At 71.8% G+C, this 17,480-nt stretch carries 14 protein-coding genes; 11 read left to right on the forward strand and 3 right to left on the reverse strand.

Annotation, left to right across the window (positions count from 1 at the left end):
- Window positions 1-539 precede the first annotated feature (539 nt).
- The gene (locus HFP15_RS09685; RefSeq protein WP_168513790.1) at window positions 540-1,103 is read right to left on the reverse strand and encodes a DUF3000 domain-containing protein; all 564 of its coding nucleotides are present in this window, start codon (window positions 1,101-1,103) and stop codon (window positions 540-542) included.
- Between the two features lie 87 nt (window positions 1,104-1,190).
- Here HFP15_RS09685 and hemE point away from each other — a divergent pair, with 87 nt between their 5' ends.
- From hemE to HFP15_RS09740, 11 genes are all read left to right on the forward strand, one after another.
- Complete coding sequence (gene hemE / locus HFP15_RS09690; protein ID WP_168513792.1) at window positions 1,191-2,270, forward strand: uroporphyrinogen decarboxylase; 1,080 nt, start codon at window positions 1,191-1,193, stop codon at window positions 2,268-2,270.
- Entirely contained in the window at window positions 2,270-3,640 is a 1,371-nt protein-coding gene (gene hemG, locus HFP15_RS09695) for a protoporphyrinogen oxidase (RefSeq protein ID WP_168513794.1), read from the forward strand. Before hemE ends, hemG begins: the two co-directional genes overlap by 1 nt.
- Before the next feature lie 19 nt (window positions 3,641-3,659).
- Entirely contained in the window at window positions 3,660-4,352 is a 693-nt protein-coding gene (hemQ, locus tag HFP15_RS09700; RefSeq protein WP_168513795.1) for a hydrogen peroxide-dependent heme synthase, read from the forward strand.
- The gene (locus tag HFP15_RS09705) at window positions 4,349-5,698 is read left to right on the forward strand and encodes a CoA transferase (protein ID WP_168513798.1); all 1,350 of its coding nucleotides are present in this window, start codon (window positions 4,349-4,351) and stop codon (window positions 5,696-5,698) included. Before hemQ ends, HFP15_RS09705 begins: the two co-directional genes overlap by 4 nt.
- 210 nt (window positions 5,699-5,908) lie before the next feature.
- Window positions 5,909-8,521 (forward strand): helix-turn-helix transcriptional regulator, encoded by a 2,613-nt coding sequence (locus tag HFP15_RS09710; RefSeq protein ID WP_246271577.1) that lies wholly within the window; start codon window positions 5,909-5,911, stop codon window positions 8,519-8,521.
- 123 nt (window positions 8,522-8,644) lie between these two features.
- Window positions 8,645-9,583 carry a glycoprotein gene (locus HFP15_RS09715; RefSeq protein WP_246271546.1) on the forward strand — a complete coding sequence of 313 codons (939 nt, stop codon included), beginning with the start codon at window positions 8,645-8,647 and terminating at the stop codon, window positions 9,581-9,583.
- 25 nt (window positions 9,584-9,608) lie between these two features.
- Window positions 9,609-11,456, forward strand: coding sequence for a dynamin family protein (locus HFP15_RS09720; RefSeq protein ID WP_168513802.1), 1,848 nt, complete (start codon window positions 9,609-9,611; stop codon window positions 11,454-11,456).
- A complete protein-coding gene (locus HFP15_RS09725) occupies window positions 11,453-12,898 on the forward strand; it encodes a dynamin family protein (RefSeq protein ID WP_168513804.1) in 1,446 nt (481 codons plus the stop codon). The genes HFP15_RS09720 and HFP15_RS09725 overlap by 4 nt, the downstream gene beginning before the upstream one ends.
- Window positions 12,895-13,869 carry a hypothetical protein gene (locus HFP15_RS09730; protein WP_168513806.1) on the forward strand — a complete coding sequence of 325 codons (975 nt, stop codon included), beginning with the start codon at window positions 12,895-12,897 and terminating at the stop codon, window positions 13,867-13,869. The genes HFP15_RS09725 and HFP15_RS09730 overlap by 4 nt, the downstream gene beginning before the upstream one ends.
- A 1-nt stretch (window position 13,870) precedes the next feature.
- The gene (locus tag HFP15_RS09735) at window positions 13,871-15,427 is read left to right on the forward strand and encodes an Hsp70 family protein (RefSeq protein WP_168513808.1); all 1,557 of its coding nucleotides are present in this window, start codon (window positions 13,871-13,873) and stop codon (window positions 15,425-15,427) included.
- Between the two features lie 30 nt (window positions 15,428-15,457).
- Complete coding sequence (locus tag HFP15_RS09740; protein WP_168513810.1) at window positions 15,458-16,744, forward strand: L,D-transpeptidase; 1,287 nt, start codon at window positions 15,458-15,460, stop codon at window positions 16,742-16,744.
- 5 nt (window positions 16,745-16,749) lie between these two features.
- Here HFP15_RS09740 and msrB read toward each other — a convergent pair whose 3' ends face one another.
- Together msrB and HFP15_RS09750 are read right to left on the reverse strand one after the other, a co-directional pair.
- Window positions 16,750-17,172 carry a peptide-methionine (R)-S-oxide reductase MsrB gene (gene msrB, locus HFP15_RS09745; protein WP_168513812.1) on the reverse strand — a complete coding sequence of 141 codons (423 nt, stop codon included), beginning with the start codon at window positions 17,170-17,172 and terminating at the stop codon, window positions 16,750-16,752.
- 10 nt (window positions 17,173-17,182) lie between these two features.
- Window positions 17,183-17,473 (reverse strand): hypothetical protein, encoded by a 291-nt coding sequence (locus HFP15_RS09750; RefSeq protein WP_246271547.1) that lies wholly within the window; start codon window positions 17,471-17,473, stop codon window positions 17,183-17,185.
- Window positions 17,474-17,480: the final 7 nt, after the last annotated feature.

Raw genomic sequence — 17,480 nt, forward strand, 5'->3', positions numbered from 1 at the left:
CGAAGGAGCACTTTAGCCGCCCGAGCCGCCCTGCGGGGGGATCGAACGGGTATCTATCCCGATCGAGTAGTTACTAACCGGTGTCCTTGTAGCACGTTCGGGTTAATGTCGGGTTCGCGGCTAACGGTTCTGCGGCAAAGCCCGATGAAGCAAAGTTGGGGCACACCGCCTGCGCGTGCATACGTTGCGTGCATTTGCCGCGTGCGTCAATTAGGTACCGCCAACGGGACGGTGCCCGGGGTTCATCGGGGGGACCCGGGCCGTCCTCCCGCCGTTCGAGTGGGGCCGGATCCAGGCGCCGGCATTGCGGATGCGAATCCTCCGAGTCGTTGTCCAGCGCCGCTGCGGCTGTTCTGATCGACTCCGCCGTTGATCACGCTGCGTCAAAGGCGCTCGGCCGATCCGGGCCAAGATCTCGGCACCACAGAGGGTTTGACCTTCGTTTTCTGGTGACTCAAGGTAATCGGTGATCGGGCTCGGTCTCGTACCGCGCTCCGCCGGGCACACCTCGCCCTCGTCCCCCGCGCGGGCGAAAACGGCTACGAGGTCTGCCGGTGCCCGAACAACGTCACGCCCACCGGAGGCAGGCCCGCGACACTGGACATGAGCTGCAGGAACGCCTCGCCGTGCGGCCGCAGCGCGGCATCGGTCGGCGTCCAGGACGCGCGCAGTTCGAGATCGTCGGTGCGCGCCGGGCCCGCGATGTCGCCGAAGCGGGCGGAGGAGGTCTCGGTGACGGTGCCGCCCAGTGCGGTCCACGAGGCGCCGGAGGACTCCAGCGCGTCGGTCAGCCAGGACCAGCCGACCGCGGGCAGGAACGGATCGGTGGCCAGTTCGCGGTCCAGTTCGGCGCGCACGTAGATCACCAGGCGCAGCACGCCGTTCCAGGCCTCCTGGCCCTCCGGATCGTGCAGCAGCACGAGACGGCCGGTGGCCAGCACGTCGGCGGGGCCGGTGGTCTCGCAGCTCAGCGCGTAGGACCACGGGGCCAGACGCTGCGGTGCGCGCACGCTCTCCAACGTCACTTCCGGCCGGGGCCGGACGGCTTGCAGCGCCGCGACAGCTTCACGGAACATCTCGGGCGCATGCGTCATCGCGGTCACGCGACCGACTTTAAGCCGGAACCGCGACCGTGAGGTGTAGACGCGCCGAGGAACGGTGCCGCACCCGGTCGTGGCACGATGATTGCGATGCCAGCTACCGCTCAGTCGTCTCCCCGGTCCGCCCAGCGCGATCTGTCCGAGGCGCCCCTCCTCGTCGCCGCTCGCGGCGGCCGCCCTTCGCGGCTGCCCGTGTGGTTCATGCGTCAGGCCGGACGTTCGCTGCCCGAGTATCGCGCGTTGCGCGAGGGCGTGCCAATGCTGAAGTCCTGTTTCGACCCGGAGATGCTCGCCGAGATCACGCTCCAGCCCGTGCGCAGGCACGGCGTGGACGCGGCGATCCTGTACAGCGACATCGTGGTGCCGTTGTACGCGGCCGGGGTCGACATCGACATCATCGCGGGCACCGGGCCGGTCGTGGCCGAGCCGGTGCGCTCGGCCGGAGACGTCGCCGCGCTGCCCGTGCTCGACCCCGCGCAGGTCTCCGCCGTCGCCGAGGGCGTCGGGCTGCTCGTGCAGCGGCTGGGCGGCACCCCGCTGATCGGGTTCGCGGGAGCGCCGTTCACGCTCGCGTCCTACCTGATCGAGGGCGGGCCCAGCCGCAACTACGAGCACACCAAGGCGCTCATGCACAGCGAGCCCGAGCTGTGGCACCGGCTGGCGGGCCGGCTCGCGGACATGGCGCTGACGTTCCTGCGTGCCCAGCTCGACGCGGGCGCCGACGCGGTTCAGCTGTTCGATTCCTGGGCGGGCGCGCTCTCGGTGCGCGACTACCGCGAATTCGTGTTGCCGCATTCGGCGAAGGTGCTCGGCGGGCTCGCGGACTACGACGTGCCGCGCATCCACTTCGGCGTCGGCACCGGTGAGCTGCTGGCCGTGATGCGCGAGGCCGGCGCGGACGTGGTCGGCGTGGACTGGCGCATCCCGCTGGACGAGGCGGTGCGCAGGCTCACCGCGGCCGGGGGCACGCCGCCCGTGGTGCAGGGCAACCTGGATCCGGCGCTGCTGGGCGCGTCCTGGCCGGTGATCGAGACCGAGGTCCGGCGCGTGGCCGCCGAGGGCAGGGCCGCGGCGGGGCACATCTTCAATCTGGGCCACGGCGTGCTGCCGGGCACCGACCCCGAGGTGCTGACCCGGGTCGTCGAGCTGGTGCACTCGCTGGAGCCGTGATGCGGATAGCGGTCGTCGGCGGTGGCGTCTCCGGGCTCACGGCCGCCTACCGGCTGCGCACGCGGTTCGGCGACGGCGCGACCATCACCGTCTTCGAGGCCGGCGATTCGCTGGGCGGCAAGCTGCGCACGATCGAACTGGCGGGGCGGCGGTTCGACGTCGGCGCGGAGGCGTTCATCGTGCGCCGCCCGGAAGCGCTCGAACTCGCCGGGGAGATCGGTCTGGAGCTGACCCACCCGACAGGAGCCCGGTCGCGGCTGCGCGCGGGCGGGACGCAGGTCGGCATGCCGGGCGGCACCGTCATGGGCATACCCGGCTCGGCGGAGGCCGTCGCCGGGCTGCTGTCGGCGGAGGGCCGCCGCCAGGTCGCCGCCGAGGGCGGGCTGCCGCCGGTGGTACTGACCGGCGACGTCTCGCTCGGCCGCCTGCTGCGCGAGCGGTTCGGCGACGAACTGGTGGACCGGCTGGTCGATCCGCTGCTCGGCGGCGTCTACGCCGGCGGCGCCGACGGGCTCGGCCTCCGCGCCACCTTGCCCGGGCTGGCGAAGGCACTCGACTCCGGCGCGGCCACGTTGACCGCGGCCGCCGCGTCGCAGCTGCCCGCCTCACCCAATCCCGGCCCGGTCTTCGGCACGCTGCCCACCGGGCTCGGCACGCTCATCGACCGGCTCGCCGAACTGGGCAAGCCCGAGATCCGTCTCAGCACGCTCGTGACGGGCCTGCGGCGCCGCGCCGGAGGCTGGACGCTGGAGCTGACCGGCGAGGCCGTGGACGTGGACGCGGTGCTGCTCGCCGTGCCCGCCCCGGCCGCCCGCAGACTGCTCGAACCCGTCGTGCCGGCCGCGTCGGCCGCGCTGGGTGAGGTGGAGCTGGCCTCGATGGCCGTCGTGGCGCTCGCGTTCCCGCCGGGCACCGCGCTGCCGGACGCCTCCGGGGTGTTGATCGGTGCCAAGGAGCGCTACCCGGACGGCAGTCCGCCGGCGGCGAAGGCGTTCACGTTCTCCAGCCGCAAGTGGGGGCATCTCGGCGGCGGGCCGGTCCTCGTGCGGGGGTCGGTCGGGCGGTTCGGCGAGCCCGGCGCGCTGCGGGCGGACGACGACGAGCTGGCGCGGCTGGTCCGGGCCGATCTCGCCGAGCTGGCCGGGGTGACGGCGCAACCGGTCGACGTCGCGGTCATGCGCTGGGGCGGCGGACTGCCGCAGTACGGCGTCGGGCACCTCGACCTGGTGGAGCGCGTCGAGCGAGCGGTCGCCGGCGTGCCCGGCCTGGAGATCACCGGCGCGACGTTCCACGGCGTCGGCATCCCGGCCTGCGTCGGTGCGGCCACTCGCGCCGCGAGCCGCATCACCTCGGGAGCCGTGCGCGGCTAGCTAGTGCCAAGATGGACACATGGCGCGCCTGAACTACCAAGAGCTCAACGACACCATCCGCTACACCGCATGGTCGGTCTTCCGCGTCGAGCCGGGCAAGCTGCCCGACGACCGCGGCTCGGCCGCGCGCGAGACCACCGAATACCTGGACGCCCTGGAGGGCAAGGGCGTGGTCGTGCGCGGCGTGTACGACGTGTCGGCTCTGCGCGCGGACGCGGACTACATGATCTGGTGGCACGCGCAGGAGGCCGAGCAGGTGCAGGCCGCCTACACCGGCTTCCGCCGCACGCCGCTGGGCCGGGTGTCCACGCCCGTGTGGAGCCAGTTCGCGCTGCACCGGCCCGCCGAGTTCAACAAGAGCCACATCCCGGCGTTCCTGGCGGGCGAGGAGTCCCGCAAGTACGTCTGCGTGTACCCGTTCGTGCGCTCCTACGAGTGGTACCTGCTGCCCGACGAGGAGCGCCGCAAGATGCTCGCCGAGCACGGCAAGATGGCGCGCGACTACCCCGACGTGCGGGCCAACACCGTCGCGTCGTTCGCGCTCGGCGACTACGAGTGGATCCTCGCGTTCGAGGCCGACGAGCTGCACCGGATCGTGGACCTGATGCGGCACCTGCGCGGCAGTGAGACGCGGCGGCACGTCCGTGAGGAGATCCCGTTCTACACGGGCACGAAGGTGCCGCCCGCGGAGTTGGTCGCGGCCCTGCCGTGACCGGGCTCTGGGGGGAGCTCGGTCTGCCGGACGCGGTTGTCACCGGCGAGGAAACGGTGCTGCCCGGCCCGTTCCGGGTCGCGCACGCGGCCTCGCAGACCATCGCCGCGGCGACGCTCGCGGCCGGGGAACTGTTGCGGCTCAAGGGAATCGAGCCCGGCACGGTGTCGGTCGACATGCGGCACGCGGCAGCGGCCTTCCGCAGCGAGCGCTATCTGCGCGTGAACGGCGAGCCGCCCGCCGACCCGTGGGCCGGCCTGTCCGGCGACTACCACGCCGCCGACGGCTGGGTCAGGCTGCACTGCAACTATCCGCATCACGCCGAGGCCGTGTGCCGCGCGCTGGGCGTGCCGGACGACCGGGACGCGGTGGCTTCGGCCGTGGCGGGCCGGAACTCCTGGGACGTGCAGGAAGCCGTGCTCGCCGAGCGCGGTGCGGCCGCGGCGATGCGCACCCGCGAACAATGGTTGCGTGGCGAGCAAAGCCAGGCGCTCGCCCAGGCGCCACTGGTGGACTTCTCCCCGATCGCCCCGTCTCCGGCGCGTCCTCTGTCTACTTCGGACCGTCCGCTTGGCGCGGTGCGGGTGCTGGAACTGACGCACGTGATCGCCGGCCCCGTCGCCGGGCGAGCGCTCGCCGCGCACGGGGCGGACGTGCTGCACATCGGGGCGGCGCATCTGCCCGTGCTGCCCACGCTGATGATGGACACCGGGCTCGGCAAGCGCTCCGCGCACCTGGATCTGCGCACGGACGCCGGGCGGGACCGGTTGTGGCGACTGATCTCCGAGGCCGACGTGTTCCTGCAGTCGTTCCGGCCGGGCGCACTGGCCGGGCTCGGCTTCACACCCGAACGGCTCGCCGAGGCGCGGCCGGGGATCGTGCTCGTCGAACTGGACGCCTACGGCTGGTCGGGCCCGTGGGCCGCGCGCCGCGGGTTCGACAGCCTGGTGCAGATGGCCAGCGGGATCGCCGCCGAAGGTGGTCTGGACAAGCCGCGGCCGCTGCCGGCGCAGGCGCTGGACCACGCCACGGGCTGGCTCGCCGCGGCGGCCGCGATGCTCGCCCTGCGGCGCAGGACCGTCGAGGGCGGTAGTTGGCGTGCCCGGCTGTCACTGGCCAGGACCGGGCTGTGGCTGGACTCTCTCGGCCGCCTCGAGGACGGCGGCGAACTGGATGTGTCCGGACTGCTGACGGAGACCGCCAGCGTCTACGGCACGCTCACCCATGTACGGGTGCCGGGCACGCTGCCCGCGTCGAATCCGCGCTGGGAGAACGGGTCCCCGTTGCCCGGAGCGGATCCGGCGGAGTTCCGGAAATGCTCCGGAAATGCTCGTCCGAAGAATTAGTTGACAACCCGGCCGGTATTTGAGGAATTTTTTTCCGAGGTCACGAAAAGTGGCTGATTTATTGCGCAACTGAGCCTGTTTGCCCTTTTTGCCGCCTTTACTTCGTGATTATTCGGAACTGTGCTCGCGATGTGGTTTCGCGGCGTCATGGCCCCTGTCAGAATCGTTGGCGGGCCGTCGTACGCGGACTGTGGGGAGGGCTCGCCGATGATGATCGAGTGGCCGTTTCGCGGACGTGAGGCGGAACTGTCCGCGATTCGTGCGGCCTTCGCGGACCCCGAGGTGTGTGGTTTGGTACTCACCGGGCGCGCCGGTGTCGGAAAAACACGACTGGCCCGGCATGCTTTGTCGGAAGCCACCGCGAATGGCGCACACACATTATGGGTGCGCGCGACCGCGGCGGCCCGCGCCATTTCTCTGGGGGCTTTCGCGCATTTGCTTCCCGGAAACATCGACAGCGCGGACCCGGCGCGCCTGCTGAACCAGACGGCCGGAGCTCTGGTGCGGTCGGCGGAGGGCAGGCGGCTGGTGCTGTGCGTCGACGACGCGCATTTGCTGGACGACCTCTCGGCGGCGCTGGTGCACCAGCTCGCGGCCACCGCGACGGCCTTCGTCGTGGTCATCGCGCCGCACGGGGTGGACGTGCCGGGACCGGTGTTCGCCATGTGGAAGGACCGGGTCGCCGAACGGCTCGACATCCGCGAGCTGTCCCGCGAGCAGACGGCGGAACTGGCCGAGGCCGCGCTGGGCGGGCGGCTCGACGGGGCGGCCGAGCACCGGCTCTGGCATCTGACGCTGGGAAATCCGCTGTTCCTCCGCGAGCTCGTGCAGGGCGGGATCGAGGCCGGCACGCTCACCGAACGCGACGGCGTGTGGCGCTGGACCGGTGAGCTGAGCGCGACTCCCCGCCTGGTGGAGCTGATCTCCGCGCGCACCGAACGCGCCGATCCGGACGAGCGGATGCTGCTGGAACTGCTCGCCTTCGGTGACCAGCTGGGCAGCGAACCGCTCGTGCGCCTCGGCGGGGCCGCGGCGCTGGCCGCCACGGAACGCGCCGGGCTGATCGTCTCCGAACGCCAGGGCCGCAGGCTGTCCGTGTGCCTCGCGCATCCGCTCTACGGGGAGGTCATCCGGCAGCGCACGTCGCCGCTGCGCCAGCGCCGAGTCCACCAGATCCTCGCGGAGATGCTGGAGGCCACCGGTGCGCGGCGCAAGGAGGACCCGCCGAAACTGGTCCGGTGGCGGCTCGCCGCGGGGCTGCCCACCGACCCGCGCCTCGTGTGCAGCGTGGCGGAGTCGTTGGTGTGGACTGATTTCGCGCAGGCCGAGCAGCTGGCCACCCAGGCCGTGCAACTCGGCGGGGGGTTTCGCGCGCGGTACCTGCTCGCGCGGTTGCTGGCCGGGCGCGGCCGCCACGACGCGGCCGACAGGCTCTTCGGCGAGGTGGCCGAGGACGCTCTGTCCGACGAGCAACGGTCCGGGGTGGAGGCCGCGCGCGCGGCCAACGTCGCCTTCGGCCTCGGCGATCCGGCGCGCGCACTGGCGAAGACGAGCGATCCGGTCGTGCGAGCGGCGATCCTGGCCGAACTGGGCGATTGCGGTACGGCACTCGAACTCGTCGGGCCGGTGCTGGACGAATCGGACTGCCCCGGCGTGCGGCGGCTGGCCGCGCTGACGGTCGCGGCCTCCGCGCTGGTCAAGACCGGCCGGACGCGCGCGTGCCTGAGCGCGGTCGAGGAGGGGCTCGTCGTGGCGCGGCATTCGCGGGAGGCGACCGTGCCCGGCGCACGCGTCCGGCTCGAACTCGCGCGGTGCGCGGCGCTGGCCGCGGCGGGCAGGCTGGAGGAGGCCGAGGATCGCGCGGCGGAAAGCTATCGGGAGGCGCTGGAGCACCGGTGGCCGTCGGCGATGGCGGGATGCGCGGCGGCGCTGGGGGTGGTCGCGCTGGGCTACGGAAACCTACCGGCCGCCGTGCGCTGGCTGCGCGAAGCGCTGACGCACACCGATCTCGACCGGCCCTATCCGTTCCGGACGGCGGTGCTGGCCCACCTGGTGCGCGCGGTGGCGATGACCGGGCGGGTGGCGGAGGCCGACCGGCTCCTGGAGCAGGACCTGGCGCGGCACCCGTTCTTCGCGCGGTGGGAGTCGTCCTGCCGGGCATGGGTGGCCGCGGCCGGCGGGGAGACCTCGCGCGCGGTGGACCTCGCGACCGGGGCGGCGGACCTGGCGCGCGAGGAGCAGCGGTGGGCGGAGGAACTGGTGGCGTTGCACGACATCGTGCGGTTCGGGGCGGCGCAGCAGGTGCTCGCGCGGCTGGAGAGCACCGCGGCGCGGGTCGGCGGGGAGTTCGCTCCGCTGTATTCCGGGCAGTGTCAAGCAGTCGCGGCGGGAGACGGGACCGCGCTCGACGCGATCGCGGACCGGTTCGCGGCCGCCGGGGCACGGTTACTCGCCGCGGAAGCGGCGGCACAGGCGACCAGGGCCCACCGGGTAGTGGGCCGTGTGGGCAGTGCGGCGGCGTCGGCGCGGCGGGCACGGGCCTGGCTGGAGACCTGTCCGGAGGCCCGCACCCCCGCGCTGTCGCTGCTGGAGACCCCGCTTGACCTCACCGTTCGGGAGCTGGAGATCGCCCGGCTGGTGGCGACGGGCCTCACCAGCAGGGCGGTCGCGGACCGGCTTGTGGTGTCGGTGCGCACGGTCGACAACGTGCTGCACGGCGTCTACGCGAAGCTCGGGATTTCGGGCCGTGGGGAGCTCGCGTCGGTGATCGGGATGCCGGGCGCGGGCGTGCCGGAGAGTAGGTCGGCACCGGTGGGCGAGTAGCCGGGGGCGGGCCGGCGCCGCGATCCGAGTAGCCCGTTACTCATGTCGCGCGCGGCGGCCGGGCCAAGACTGGTCTCACGGCAGGGAGACCGGCTCCCACCGAAAACCTAGGGAGACAAGGAAATGACCACTTCTTCGGGCGACACCTTCCAGAACGAGCAGGGCTCCGGCGAGGGCGGCAACCAGTTCAACGAGCAGGCCGCGAGCGGTTACGGCAGCGGGGACGTCTTCCAGAACGAGCAGGGCTCGGGCGGCTACGGCGGGAACCAGTTCAACGAGCAGGCGGCCAGTGGTTACGGCGGCGATGTGTTGGAGAACGAGCAGGGTTCCGGTGGTTACGGCGGGAATCAGTTCAACGAGCAGGCCGCGAGCGGTTACGGCAGCGGCGACGTCTTCCAGAACGAGCAGGGCTCGGGCGGCCGCGGCGGGAACCAGTTCAACGAGCAGGCCGCCGCGGGGCGGGCTTCCGGCGTTGTCTTCGAGAACGAGCAGGGGCGCGCGGGCTATGGCGGTGGGAACCAGTTCAACGAGCAGGCTGCGACGGGGCATGGTTCGGGCGATGTGTTCCAGAACGAGCAGGGGCGCGCGGGCTATGGCGGCGGGAACCAGTTCAACGAGCAGGCTGCGACGGGGCATGGTTCGGGCGATGTGTTCCAGAACGAGCAGGGCTCCGGCGGCTACGGCGGCAACCAGTTCAACGAGCAGGCCGCGACGGGGCATGGTTCGGGCAGTGTGTTCCAGAACGAGCAGGGCTCCGGCGGACACGGCGGCAACCAGTTCAACGAGCAGGCCGCGACGGGGCATGGTTCGGGCAGTGTGTTCCAGAACGAGCAAGGCCAGTCCGGTCACGGCGGTGGCAACCAGTTCAACGAACAAGCGGCCACCGGACGCGGGCACGACGTCTTCCAGAACGAGCAGGCGCACTCCGGCCACGGCTACGAGGGCCACCAGTACAACGAGCAGGCCTCGACCGAGCACGAGTACCACGAGGTGCACCCACTCGAGCACGAGCACGAGCATCTGGAAAGTCACCACCTGCACGACGTAGACCCGCACAGCTAGTCCACATCGGACGAAAGGAATGGCGATGTCCGGCCAGCAGGAGCCGAGTTCCGCGGTACGCGCCGCGCTCGACACCCTCGACCTCGCGGCGCGGGGCAGCCGCGCCTACGGGCGGGAAGACCTGGCGCGGCGGCTCACCGAAGCCCGGCACCTGCTGACCGAGCCGGACATCACCGTCTATGTCGTCGGGGAATTCAAGCAGGGCAAGAGTTCCCTCATCAACGCGCTGCTGACCGCCAAGGTCTGCCCGGTGGACGACGACATCGCCACCGCGGTGCCCACCGTGGTCCGCTACGCCGGCGAGTCCGGCGCGCTCGTCACCTACGAACCCGCCGACCCCGCCGCGGAGCCCTGGACCGAGCGCATCACGCTCGAACAGCTCACGTCCTACGCCTCCGAGGCGGGAAATCCGCACAACATCCGCAAACTGCGCAGCCTCACCGCCTCCATCAAACGCCAGCTGCTCGCGGGTGGGCTGGTCCTGGTCGACACCCCGGGCGTCGGCGGCCTCGGCTCGCTCCACAACGCCGTCACCGTCAGCTCCCTGCCGCGCGCCCACGCCGTGCTGTTCCTCTCCGACGCCTCGCAGGAGCTGACCGCGGCGGAACTACGGTTCCTCGCCACCGTCCGCGAACTGTGTCCCACCGTCCTTTTCGTACTGACCAAGACGGACCTCTATCCACAGTGGCGCCGCATTCTCGAACTCAACACCCGCCACCTGGCCGAGCGTGGGATTCACATCGAGCAGCTGCCGGTGTCCTCCGAACTCCGCCTGACCGCCGCGCGCTCCGCCGATCAGGACCTCAACGTCGAATCCGGCTTCCCGCGCCTGGTGGAACGCCTGCAGACCGTGGTCGCCGACGCCGAACGCTACGCCGTCTACTCGGCGGGCGCGCACGTCGCGTCGGCGGCCGGGCAGCTCGGCGCGGCGCTGCGCACGCGCCGCACCACGCTGACCCATCCCGAACGATCCGCCGGGCTTGTCACCGAGCTCGACCGGGTGAACAGCCGCGTCGACGCACTGCGCAGCCGGTCCGCGCGCTGGCAGCAACTTCTCGCCGACGGGTTCGCCGACATCTCCTCCGACACCGACTACGACCTGCGCACCCGCTCCCGCGCCGTACTGCACGAGGGGGAGCAGGCCATCGACGAGGGCGATCCGGCGAAGAACTGGCCCGAGTTCGAGAAATGGCTGCGCCAGCGGCTGGCCAACGAAACACTGGAGAACTACGCCAAATTCGTGCGCGACGCCCGCGAACTGGCCGGCCGGATCGCCGAGCACTTCGAACTGGCCGAGGCGCAGGCCGTGCTGCCGCCCGAGGTGCGCGCACCGGTCGGGGTGACCGACCGGATCGCGATCGACTCGTCGTTCACCACCGCCCGCGCCCGCGGCGCCACCGGGATGGCCGCGTTCCAGAAGGCCTACAGCGGTTTCCTGATGTTCTCGATGCTCACCAAGATCGCGACGCTGGCGATTCCCACGCCGTTCGGCCTCGCCGCCGGGCTGCTGCTGGGCCGCACCGGTTTCCTCGACGAACGCCGCAGGCAGCTGGAGAAGCGCCGCACGCTCGCCAAGAACGCGGTGCGCCGGTTCGTGGACGAGTTCAACCTCCAGGTGGGCAAGGACTCGCGCGACGCGATGCGCCAGGTGCAGCGCGAACTGCGTGACGCCTACGCCGCCCGCGTCGACGAACTCCAGCGGTCCACGGCCGAAGCGCTCGCCGCGGCCAGCCAGGCGGTGCGCGACGACAAGGCCGAGGCCGACGAGCTCCAGCGGCTGGAAAAGGACCTCGCCGCGCTGGACCTGCTGAGCAAACGCGCCGAGGAGCTGACCTCGCGGTCCGCGCCCGCACTCACGGCGGTGTCGCGGTGAACGCGCCGTTGCTCGGTGAGGTGCGCGCGCTGATCGGGCGCGCCGGCGCCGTCTACGCGGGCACCCCCGCCGAACCGCTGCTGCGCCGGCTCGCCGCCCGGCTGGACGAACCGTTGCGGGTGGCCATCGCGGGCCGGGTCAAGGCGGGAAAGTCGACGCTGCTCAACGCGCTCGTGGGCCAGGAACTGGCGGCTACCGACGCGAGCGAATGCACCAGGGTCGTGACCTGGTACCAGAACGGGCCCACCTACCGCGCGACGCTGTTTCCCACCGGCGGCGCGCCACGCCAGCTGCCGTTCGGGCCGCCCGATCTCGCAGAGCTGCCGCCCGAGCAGGTCGACCGCATCGTCGTGGACTGGCCCTCGTCGTGGCTGCGTTCGATGACGCTGATCGACACGCCGGGGCTGGGCTCGGCGAACCAGGCGGTGTCGGCGCGGACCGAAGCCGCGTTGCTGCCCGAGCAGAACGGGACGAACAACGCGGACGCGGTCATCTACCTGATGCGTCACGTGCACGGCGACGACGTGCGGTTCATGGAGGCCTTCCATGACGAGCCGGCCGAACGGCACCCGGTCAACACGATCGGCGTGCTCTCCCGCGCCGACGAGGTCGGCCACGGCAGGCTGGACGCGCTGACGTCCGCGGCACGCATCGCCGAACGCTACGCCCGCGACACGCGCGTCCGCGCGCTGTGCCAGACGGTGGTGCCGGTCGCCGGGCTGCTGGCGTCCTCGGCCGCGTCGTTGCGCGAGCGCGAGTACCGCTGCGTGCGGCTGCTGGCCGCCGCCTCCGATGCGGACCTGAGCGGGCTGCTGCTGTCCGCGGACCATTTCACCGGCGCCGAGTCACCGGCCGAGGTGTCCCCGCAGGAGCGCGCGGCGCTGCTCGACCGGCTGGGCATGTTCGGCGTCCGGCTCGCGATCCAGCTCAGCCGCGCCGACACCACCGCGGGCGCGCTTTCGGGCGAGCTGCTGGCGCGCAGCGGCCTGCACCAGCTGCGTGCACTGCTGACGACGCGGTTCGCCGAGCGCGCGGGACTGCTCAAGGCGCGCTCCGCGCTCAAGGCGGTGGAGCCCGTGCTGCGTGCCGACGGCCGGTTGCTGCCGGAGTGGGAACGGATCGTGGCCGGCGCGCACGAGTTCGCCGAACTGCGGCTGATCGACCAGATCCGCGTCGGTGCCGTTCTGCTCACGCGCGAGGAGGGTGTGGACGCGGAGCGGCTGCTCGGCGGAGCGGGCGCGGACGTGCCGTCCCGGCTCGGGTTGCCCCACGACGCGGGCGAATCGCTCGTCCGCCGCGCCGGGGAGGACCAGTTGCGCCGCTGGCAACGCCGGGCCGAGCATCCCGCCTCGCCACGCGACGTGCGGGACGCGGCCCGCGTGCTCGTCCGGACCTGTGAAGGAATCCTGCTGGCCCGCGCGCGATCGGATACGAGATCATGAGCACCGACCGGCCCGGCCGCAAGGCGGCCGCCGCGGCCGCGGGACTGACCGCCGGGGTGGCCGCGGAACTCGCGGGCACCGCCGCGACCACCGGCGACACCGCGCACGCGGACCCGGCCCCACCCGCACCCGCGCCCGAGCCGGCCGCACCGGACCAGCATCCCGACGGCGGCACCGAAGGCCACACCTGGCATCCGACCTCGGAAAACACGACCGTCACGCACGGCCCCGACGGGTCGGTGGGCGCGTCCACCGACACCGTGTGGCGTCCGGAGGGCGCACCCGCCACACCGGGCGCGGACGTGCCGACCATCGAGGAGTTCGAGCAGATCGACGTGCGCGAGGACGCGTTCGGCAACTTCATCGTCGACGCCACCGAACGCGTCGTCGTGCACGACCACGGCCACGACAAGGTCTACGAGGACCACCAGCATCTCGTGGTGCCGGGCAGCGGCACCCCGGGCGGCACCGATCTCGACATCACCGAACGTGAACACGTCGTGGTGCACGAAAACCGCGACGGCACCATCTCCGTGGACGAATCGAACACCCTTACCGTCGACACCCGTCCCGACGCGGCCGGGACGGGCGAGATCGACGTGTGGCAGGAGGAAGGCGTCGCGTTCGGTCACGGGCAGCCCGGCGTCGGCGTCAACGAGCAGGAGCAGGCGAACATCGACGATCCCTTCGGCGGGGCCGACACCGTGCACCAGGACGAGCGTTCCGGCTCGCTGTCCATAGTGGACAAGCCGGCCCACGACCCCGCGGAGCTGGCCGGCCCGCACGTGACCGTCCACACCGGAGCAGAACCCGCGCCGGTCGTGACACCGGCGGCGACCACTCCGCACCAGCCGCCGGCACCCCCGCAGCCACCACCCGAACCGCACGAGCAGCCGGAGACACACCACGACGCCGTCGAGGCCGATCCGGTCCCCGTTCACGACCACCTCGACCACGCGCACGGAGGCTGACATGGGTTACGGACTGGGCATCGACCTCGGCACGACCTTCACCGCCGCGGCGATCGACCGCGACGGGCACGCCGAGATGGCGACCCTGGGCGACCGGACCGCGTCCATTCCGTCCGTGGTGCTGCTGCGGTCGGACGGCACGGTGCTCGTCGGCGACGCGGCGGACCGGCGCGCGGCCGCCGAATCCGACCGGGTGGCCAGGGAATTCAAGCGGCGGCTCGGGGATCCGACGCCGATCCTGCTCGGCGGCGCGCCTCAGTCGGTCGCCTCGCTCATGGCGCGGTTGCTGGGGCACGTCGTCGCGCACGTGTCGGAGCGGCAGGGGGAGTCACCGGCCGGGATCGTGCTGACCCATCCCGCGAACTGGGGGCCGTACAAGCGGGAACTGTTCGCGCAGGTGCCGCGCCTGGCGGGGCTCGGCAGGACCGGCCTGATCACCGAACCCGAGGCGGCGGCGGCGCACTACGCCGCGCAGGAGCGCCTCGACGAGGGTTCCGTCGTCGCGGTCTACGACCTCGGCGGCGGCACCTTCGACGCGACCGTGCTGCGCAAACGCGCCCGCGGTTTCGAGATCCTCGGGGTGCCGGAAGGGATCGAGAACCTCGGCGGGGTCGATTTCGACGAGGCCGTCTTCGGGCACGTGGACCGCGCGCTCGACGGGCAGCTGTCCCGGATCGACCCGGACGACCCGAACGCGGTCGCGGCCGTGGTCCGGTTGCGCAAGGAATGCGTGCTGGCCAAGGAAGCGCTTTCCGCGGACACGGAGACCACGATTCCGGTGCTGGTGCCCGGAACGCAGACCGAGGTACGGCTCACCCGCGGCGAGTTCGAGGAGATGATCGCGCCGTCGCTGGCGGCCACGATCCAGTCGCTGCGCCGCGCGCTGGCCTCCGCGCGGCTGAGCCCGGCCGAGGTCACCGCCGTGCTGCTGGTCGGCGGCTCCTCCCGCATTCCGTTGGTGGCGCAACTCGTTTCGGCCGAACTGGGGCGGCCGGTCGCGGTCGACATCCATCCCAAGAACGGGGTCGCGCTCGGCGCCGCCGCGCTCGCCTCGGCCCGTGTCCAGCCCGAGCGCCCCACCGAGGTGGTGACGCCGGCCGAACCGCCGCCGGCCACTGGGACCAAGGTGATGCCCGCGGCCGCGGCCGCGTTCGGTGCCGGCGCGCCGGCCCCGGTGCTCGGCAAGGCGGCCAAGACGGGCACGGACGAGGGCCGTGTGAACAAACGCCGTCGCGGCGTGCTCGCGGGCATCACGGCCCTCGCGGTCGCGGCGATCGTCGGCATCGCCGTCGCGGTGAGCAACGCTTCGACACCCTCGGGCGGAAGCGGGCCGGCCCCGGCCACGCCACCGCCCGCGGTCACGACGACCGGCGCCGCCTCCGGCGCCGCGCAACCCGTTCCGCAGAACCAGGAACCGGCGCACTCGACCACCCGCGAGAATCCACCGCCGAATACGCCGAAAACGACCAGACCGACACACGACACCACCACGACGCGGCCCACAACTACCGTGCCCACAACAAAATCGACACCCGTCTCGGCCGGCCCGACTTCATAATGGGAAGGGCCGGACGAGAGGGGACTCGTTATGTATCGATGGCTGACCGCAACGACGATCGCCGTCGCGGCAGTGGGAATCGCGGTGGCCGGATGCTCACCCGCGCACCCGTCCGCGAACGGGGCCACGGCGTCCGCACCGGCGCGGCCCGCGGTCGCGGCCGTGCGGCTGACGATCAGCCCGGCGGACGCCGGCCGGGACGTGGCACCCGACCAGCCCATCGTGGTAACGGCGGCGGGCGGCCAGGTCCGCGACGTCAGCGTGCGCACCGGTGGTGACCAGGTCTCGGGCTCGCTCGACGCGACCCACACGACCTGGCGCAGCAGCACCGGGCTCAACGTGTCCCAGACCTACACGGTGACCGCGACCGGTGTCGACGCCGCGGGACTGACCACGACCGCGACCAGCACGTTCAGCACGCTCACGCCGTCGAGCACCTTCCGCACCCACATCTTCGAGGGCGACCACGACACCTACGGCGTCGGCATGCCCATCGAGCTGACGTTCAGCAAGGCGATCAAGAACAAGGCCGCGGTGGAGCAGGCACTGCGGGTCACCACGTCGCAGCCGGTGGTCGGCGCGTGGTCGTGGATCGACGACGAGCACGTGGACTTCCGGCCACGCGACTACTGGCCCGCGCACACCACCGTCAGCTTCACCGGGCTGCTCGACGGGGTGCAGGGCGCGCCCGGCGTCTACGGCGCCGCCGATCTGACCCAGACCTTCCTCATCGGCGACTCCCTGATCGTCACGGCCAGCACGACCACCCACCACATGCAGCTCTACCGCAACGGTCAGCTGCAGTACGACTGGCCGATCAGCACCGGGAAACCGGGCCACGACACGCCGAACGGGACCTACCTGACGATCGACAAGGCCAACCCGCAGGAGATGAAGCCCTCCGACATCGCACCCGGCCGGCCCGGCTACTACGACGTGCAGGTCCCGTGGTCGGTCCGGTTCACCTGGAGCGGCGACTTCCTGCACGCCGCCTCGTGGTCGGTGGGGCAGCAGGGCAGCGTCGACGTCAGCCACGGCTGCGTCAACATGCCGCCGGCGGCCGCGCAGACCTACTACCAGGAGGAGATCCCCGGCGACCCGGTGACCATCACGAACAGCCCGCTGGCCGGGACCGCGGGGGACGGCTGGACCGACTGGTTCGATTCCTGGCAGCAGCTGCTCGACCACAGCGCCACGCACGAAGCCGTGCAGGCGGGGCCGGACGGAAGCACGTTCGTCGCGCCGTCGGACCTGCCGGCCTCGACCGCGAGCGCGCCGCTGACCACCTCACCGGCCAACAACGCGGCCGGGGCCTGAGCCGGTCAGTCCTTCGGCGTCAGCCGCAGCGAGATCGAGTTGATGCAGTAACGCTGGTCGGTCGGCGTCGGGTAGCCCTCGCCGGTGAACAGGTGACCGAGGTGGCTGTGGCAGGTCGCGCACAGCACCTCGGTGCGCACCATGCCCAGCGATCGGTCCTCGCGCAGCAGCACCGCGTCGGAGTCCGACGGGTCGAAGAACGACGGCCAGCCGCAGTGGCTTTCGAACTTGGTGTCGCTGCGGAACAGCTCCGCGCCGCACGCGCGGCATTCGTAGACACCCTCGGTCTTGGTGTCGGTGTACTCGCCGGTGAACGGGCGCTCGGTGGCCGCCTCGCGGAGCACCGCGTACTCCTCCGGCGCGAGCTGCTCCCGCCATTCCTGTTCGGACTTGACCACCCGGGGCGTCGTGCCGGTGACAGGTTTCATGCGTTCCAGGCTACCCGGCGAGCCAGTGCAGGGCCCGGACCACGATGTCCCATGAGGCAACGATCACCCCGAACACGATGAGCGCCGCGACCGTGGCCGCGACCCACCAGGTCAGCCCGCCGGCTCGGTTGCTGGAATCGGCGAAGTCGGCGACCTTGTGCAGCGAGGACTCCACGGTGAAACCGGGCTCGCACCGGCGCATCCGGTCCAGATGCGCCGCGAACGCCCGCACCTCGGGATCGTCCGGGTCCAGCCCGGCCAGATCCTCGTCGGACTGGTGGTTGCGCTCACTCGCGGCCATACGACCA

The organism is Amycolatopsis acididurans (genome assembly GCF_012328925.1).
GTDB classification, from domain to species: Bacteria; Actinomycetota; Actinomycetes; order Mycobacteriales; family Pseudonocardiaceae; genus Amycolatopsis_E; species Amycolatopsis_E acididurans.

Bases quoted from the DNA above. Each gene is read 5' to 3' on its own strand.
- hemG (WP_168513794.1), top strand. From the start codon at position 2,270: ATGCGGATAGCGGTCGTCGGCGGTGGCGTCTCCGGGCTCACGGCCGCC.
- HFP15_RS09720 (WP_168513802.1), top strand. From the start codon at position 9,609: ATGTCCGGCCAGCAGGAGCCGAGTTCCGCGGTACGCGCCGCGCTCGAC.
- hemQ (WP_168513795.1), top strand. From the start codon at position 3,660: ATGGCGCGCCTGAACTACCAAGAGCTCAACGACACCATCCGCTACACC.
- HFP15_RS09740 (WP_168513810.1), top strand. From the start codon at position 15,458: ATGTATCGATGGCTGACCGCAACGACGATCGCCGTCGCGGCAGTGGGA.
- hemE (WP_168513792.1), top strand. From the start codon at position 1,191: ATGCCAGCTACCGCTCAGTCGTCTCCCCGGTCCGCCCAGCGCGATCTG.
- HFP15_RS09710 (WP_246271577.1), top strand. From the start codon at position 5,909: ATGATCGAGTGGCCGTTTCGCGGACGTGAGGCGGAACTGTCCGCGATT.
- HFP15_RS09715 (WP_246271546.1), top strand. From the start codon at position 8,645: ATGACCACTTCTTCGGGCGACACCTTCCAGAACGAGCAGGGCTCCGGC.
- HFP15_RS09730 (WP_168513806.1), top strand. From the start codon at position 12,895: ATGAGCACCGACCGGCCCGGCCGCAAGGCGGCCGCCGCGGCCGCGGGA.
- msrB (WP_168513812.1), bottom strand. From the start codon at position 17,172: ATGAAACCTGTCACCGGCACGACGCCCCGGGTGGTCAAGTCCGAACAG.
- HFP15_RS09750 (WP_246271547.1), bottom strand. From the start codon at position 17,473: ATGGCCGCGAGTGAGCGCAACCACCAGTCCGACGAGGATCTGGCCGGG.
- HFP15_RS09735 (WP_168513808.1), top strand. From the start codon at position 13,871: ATGGGTTACGGACTGGGCATCGACCTCGGCACGACCTTCACCGCCGCG.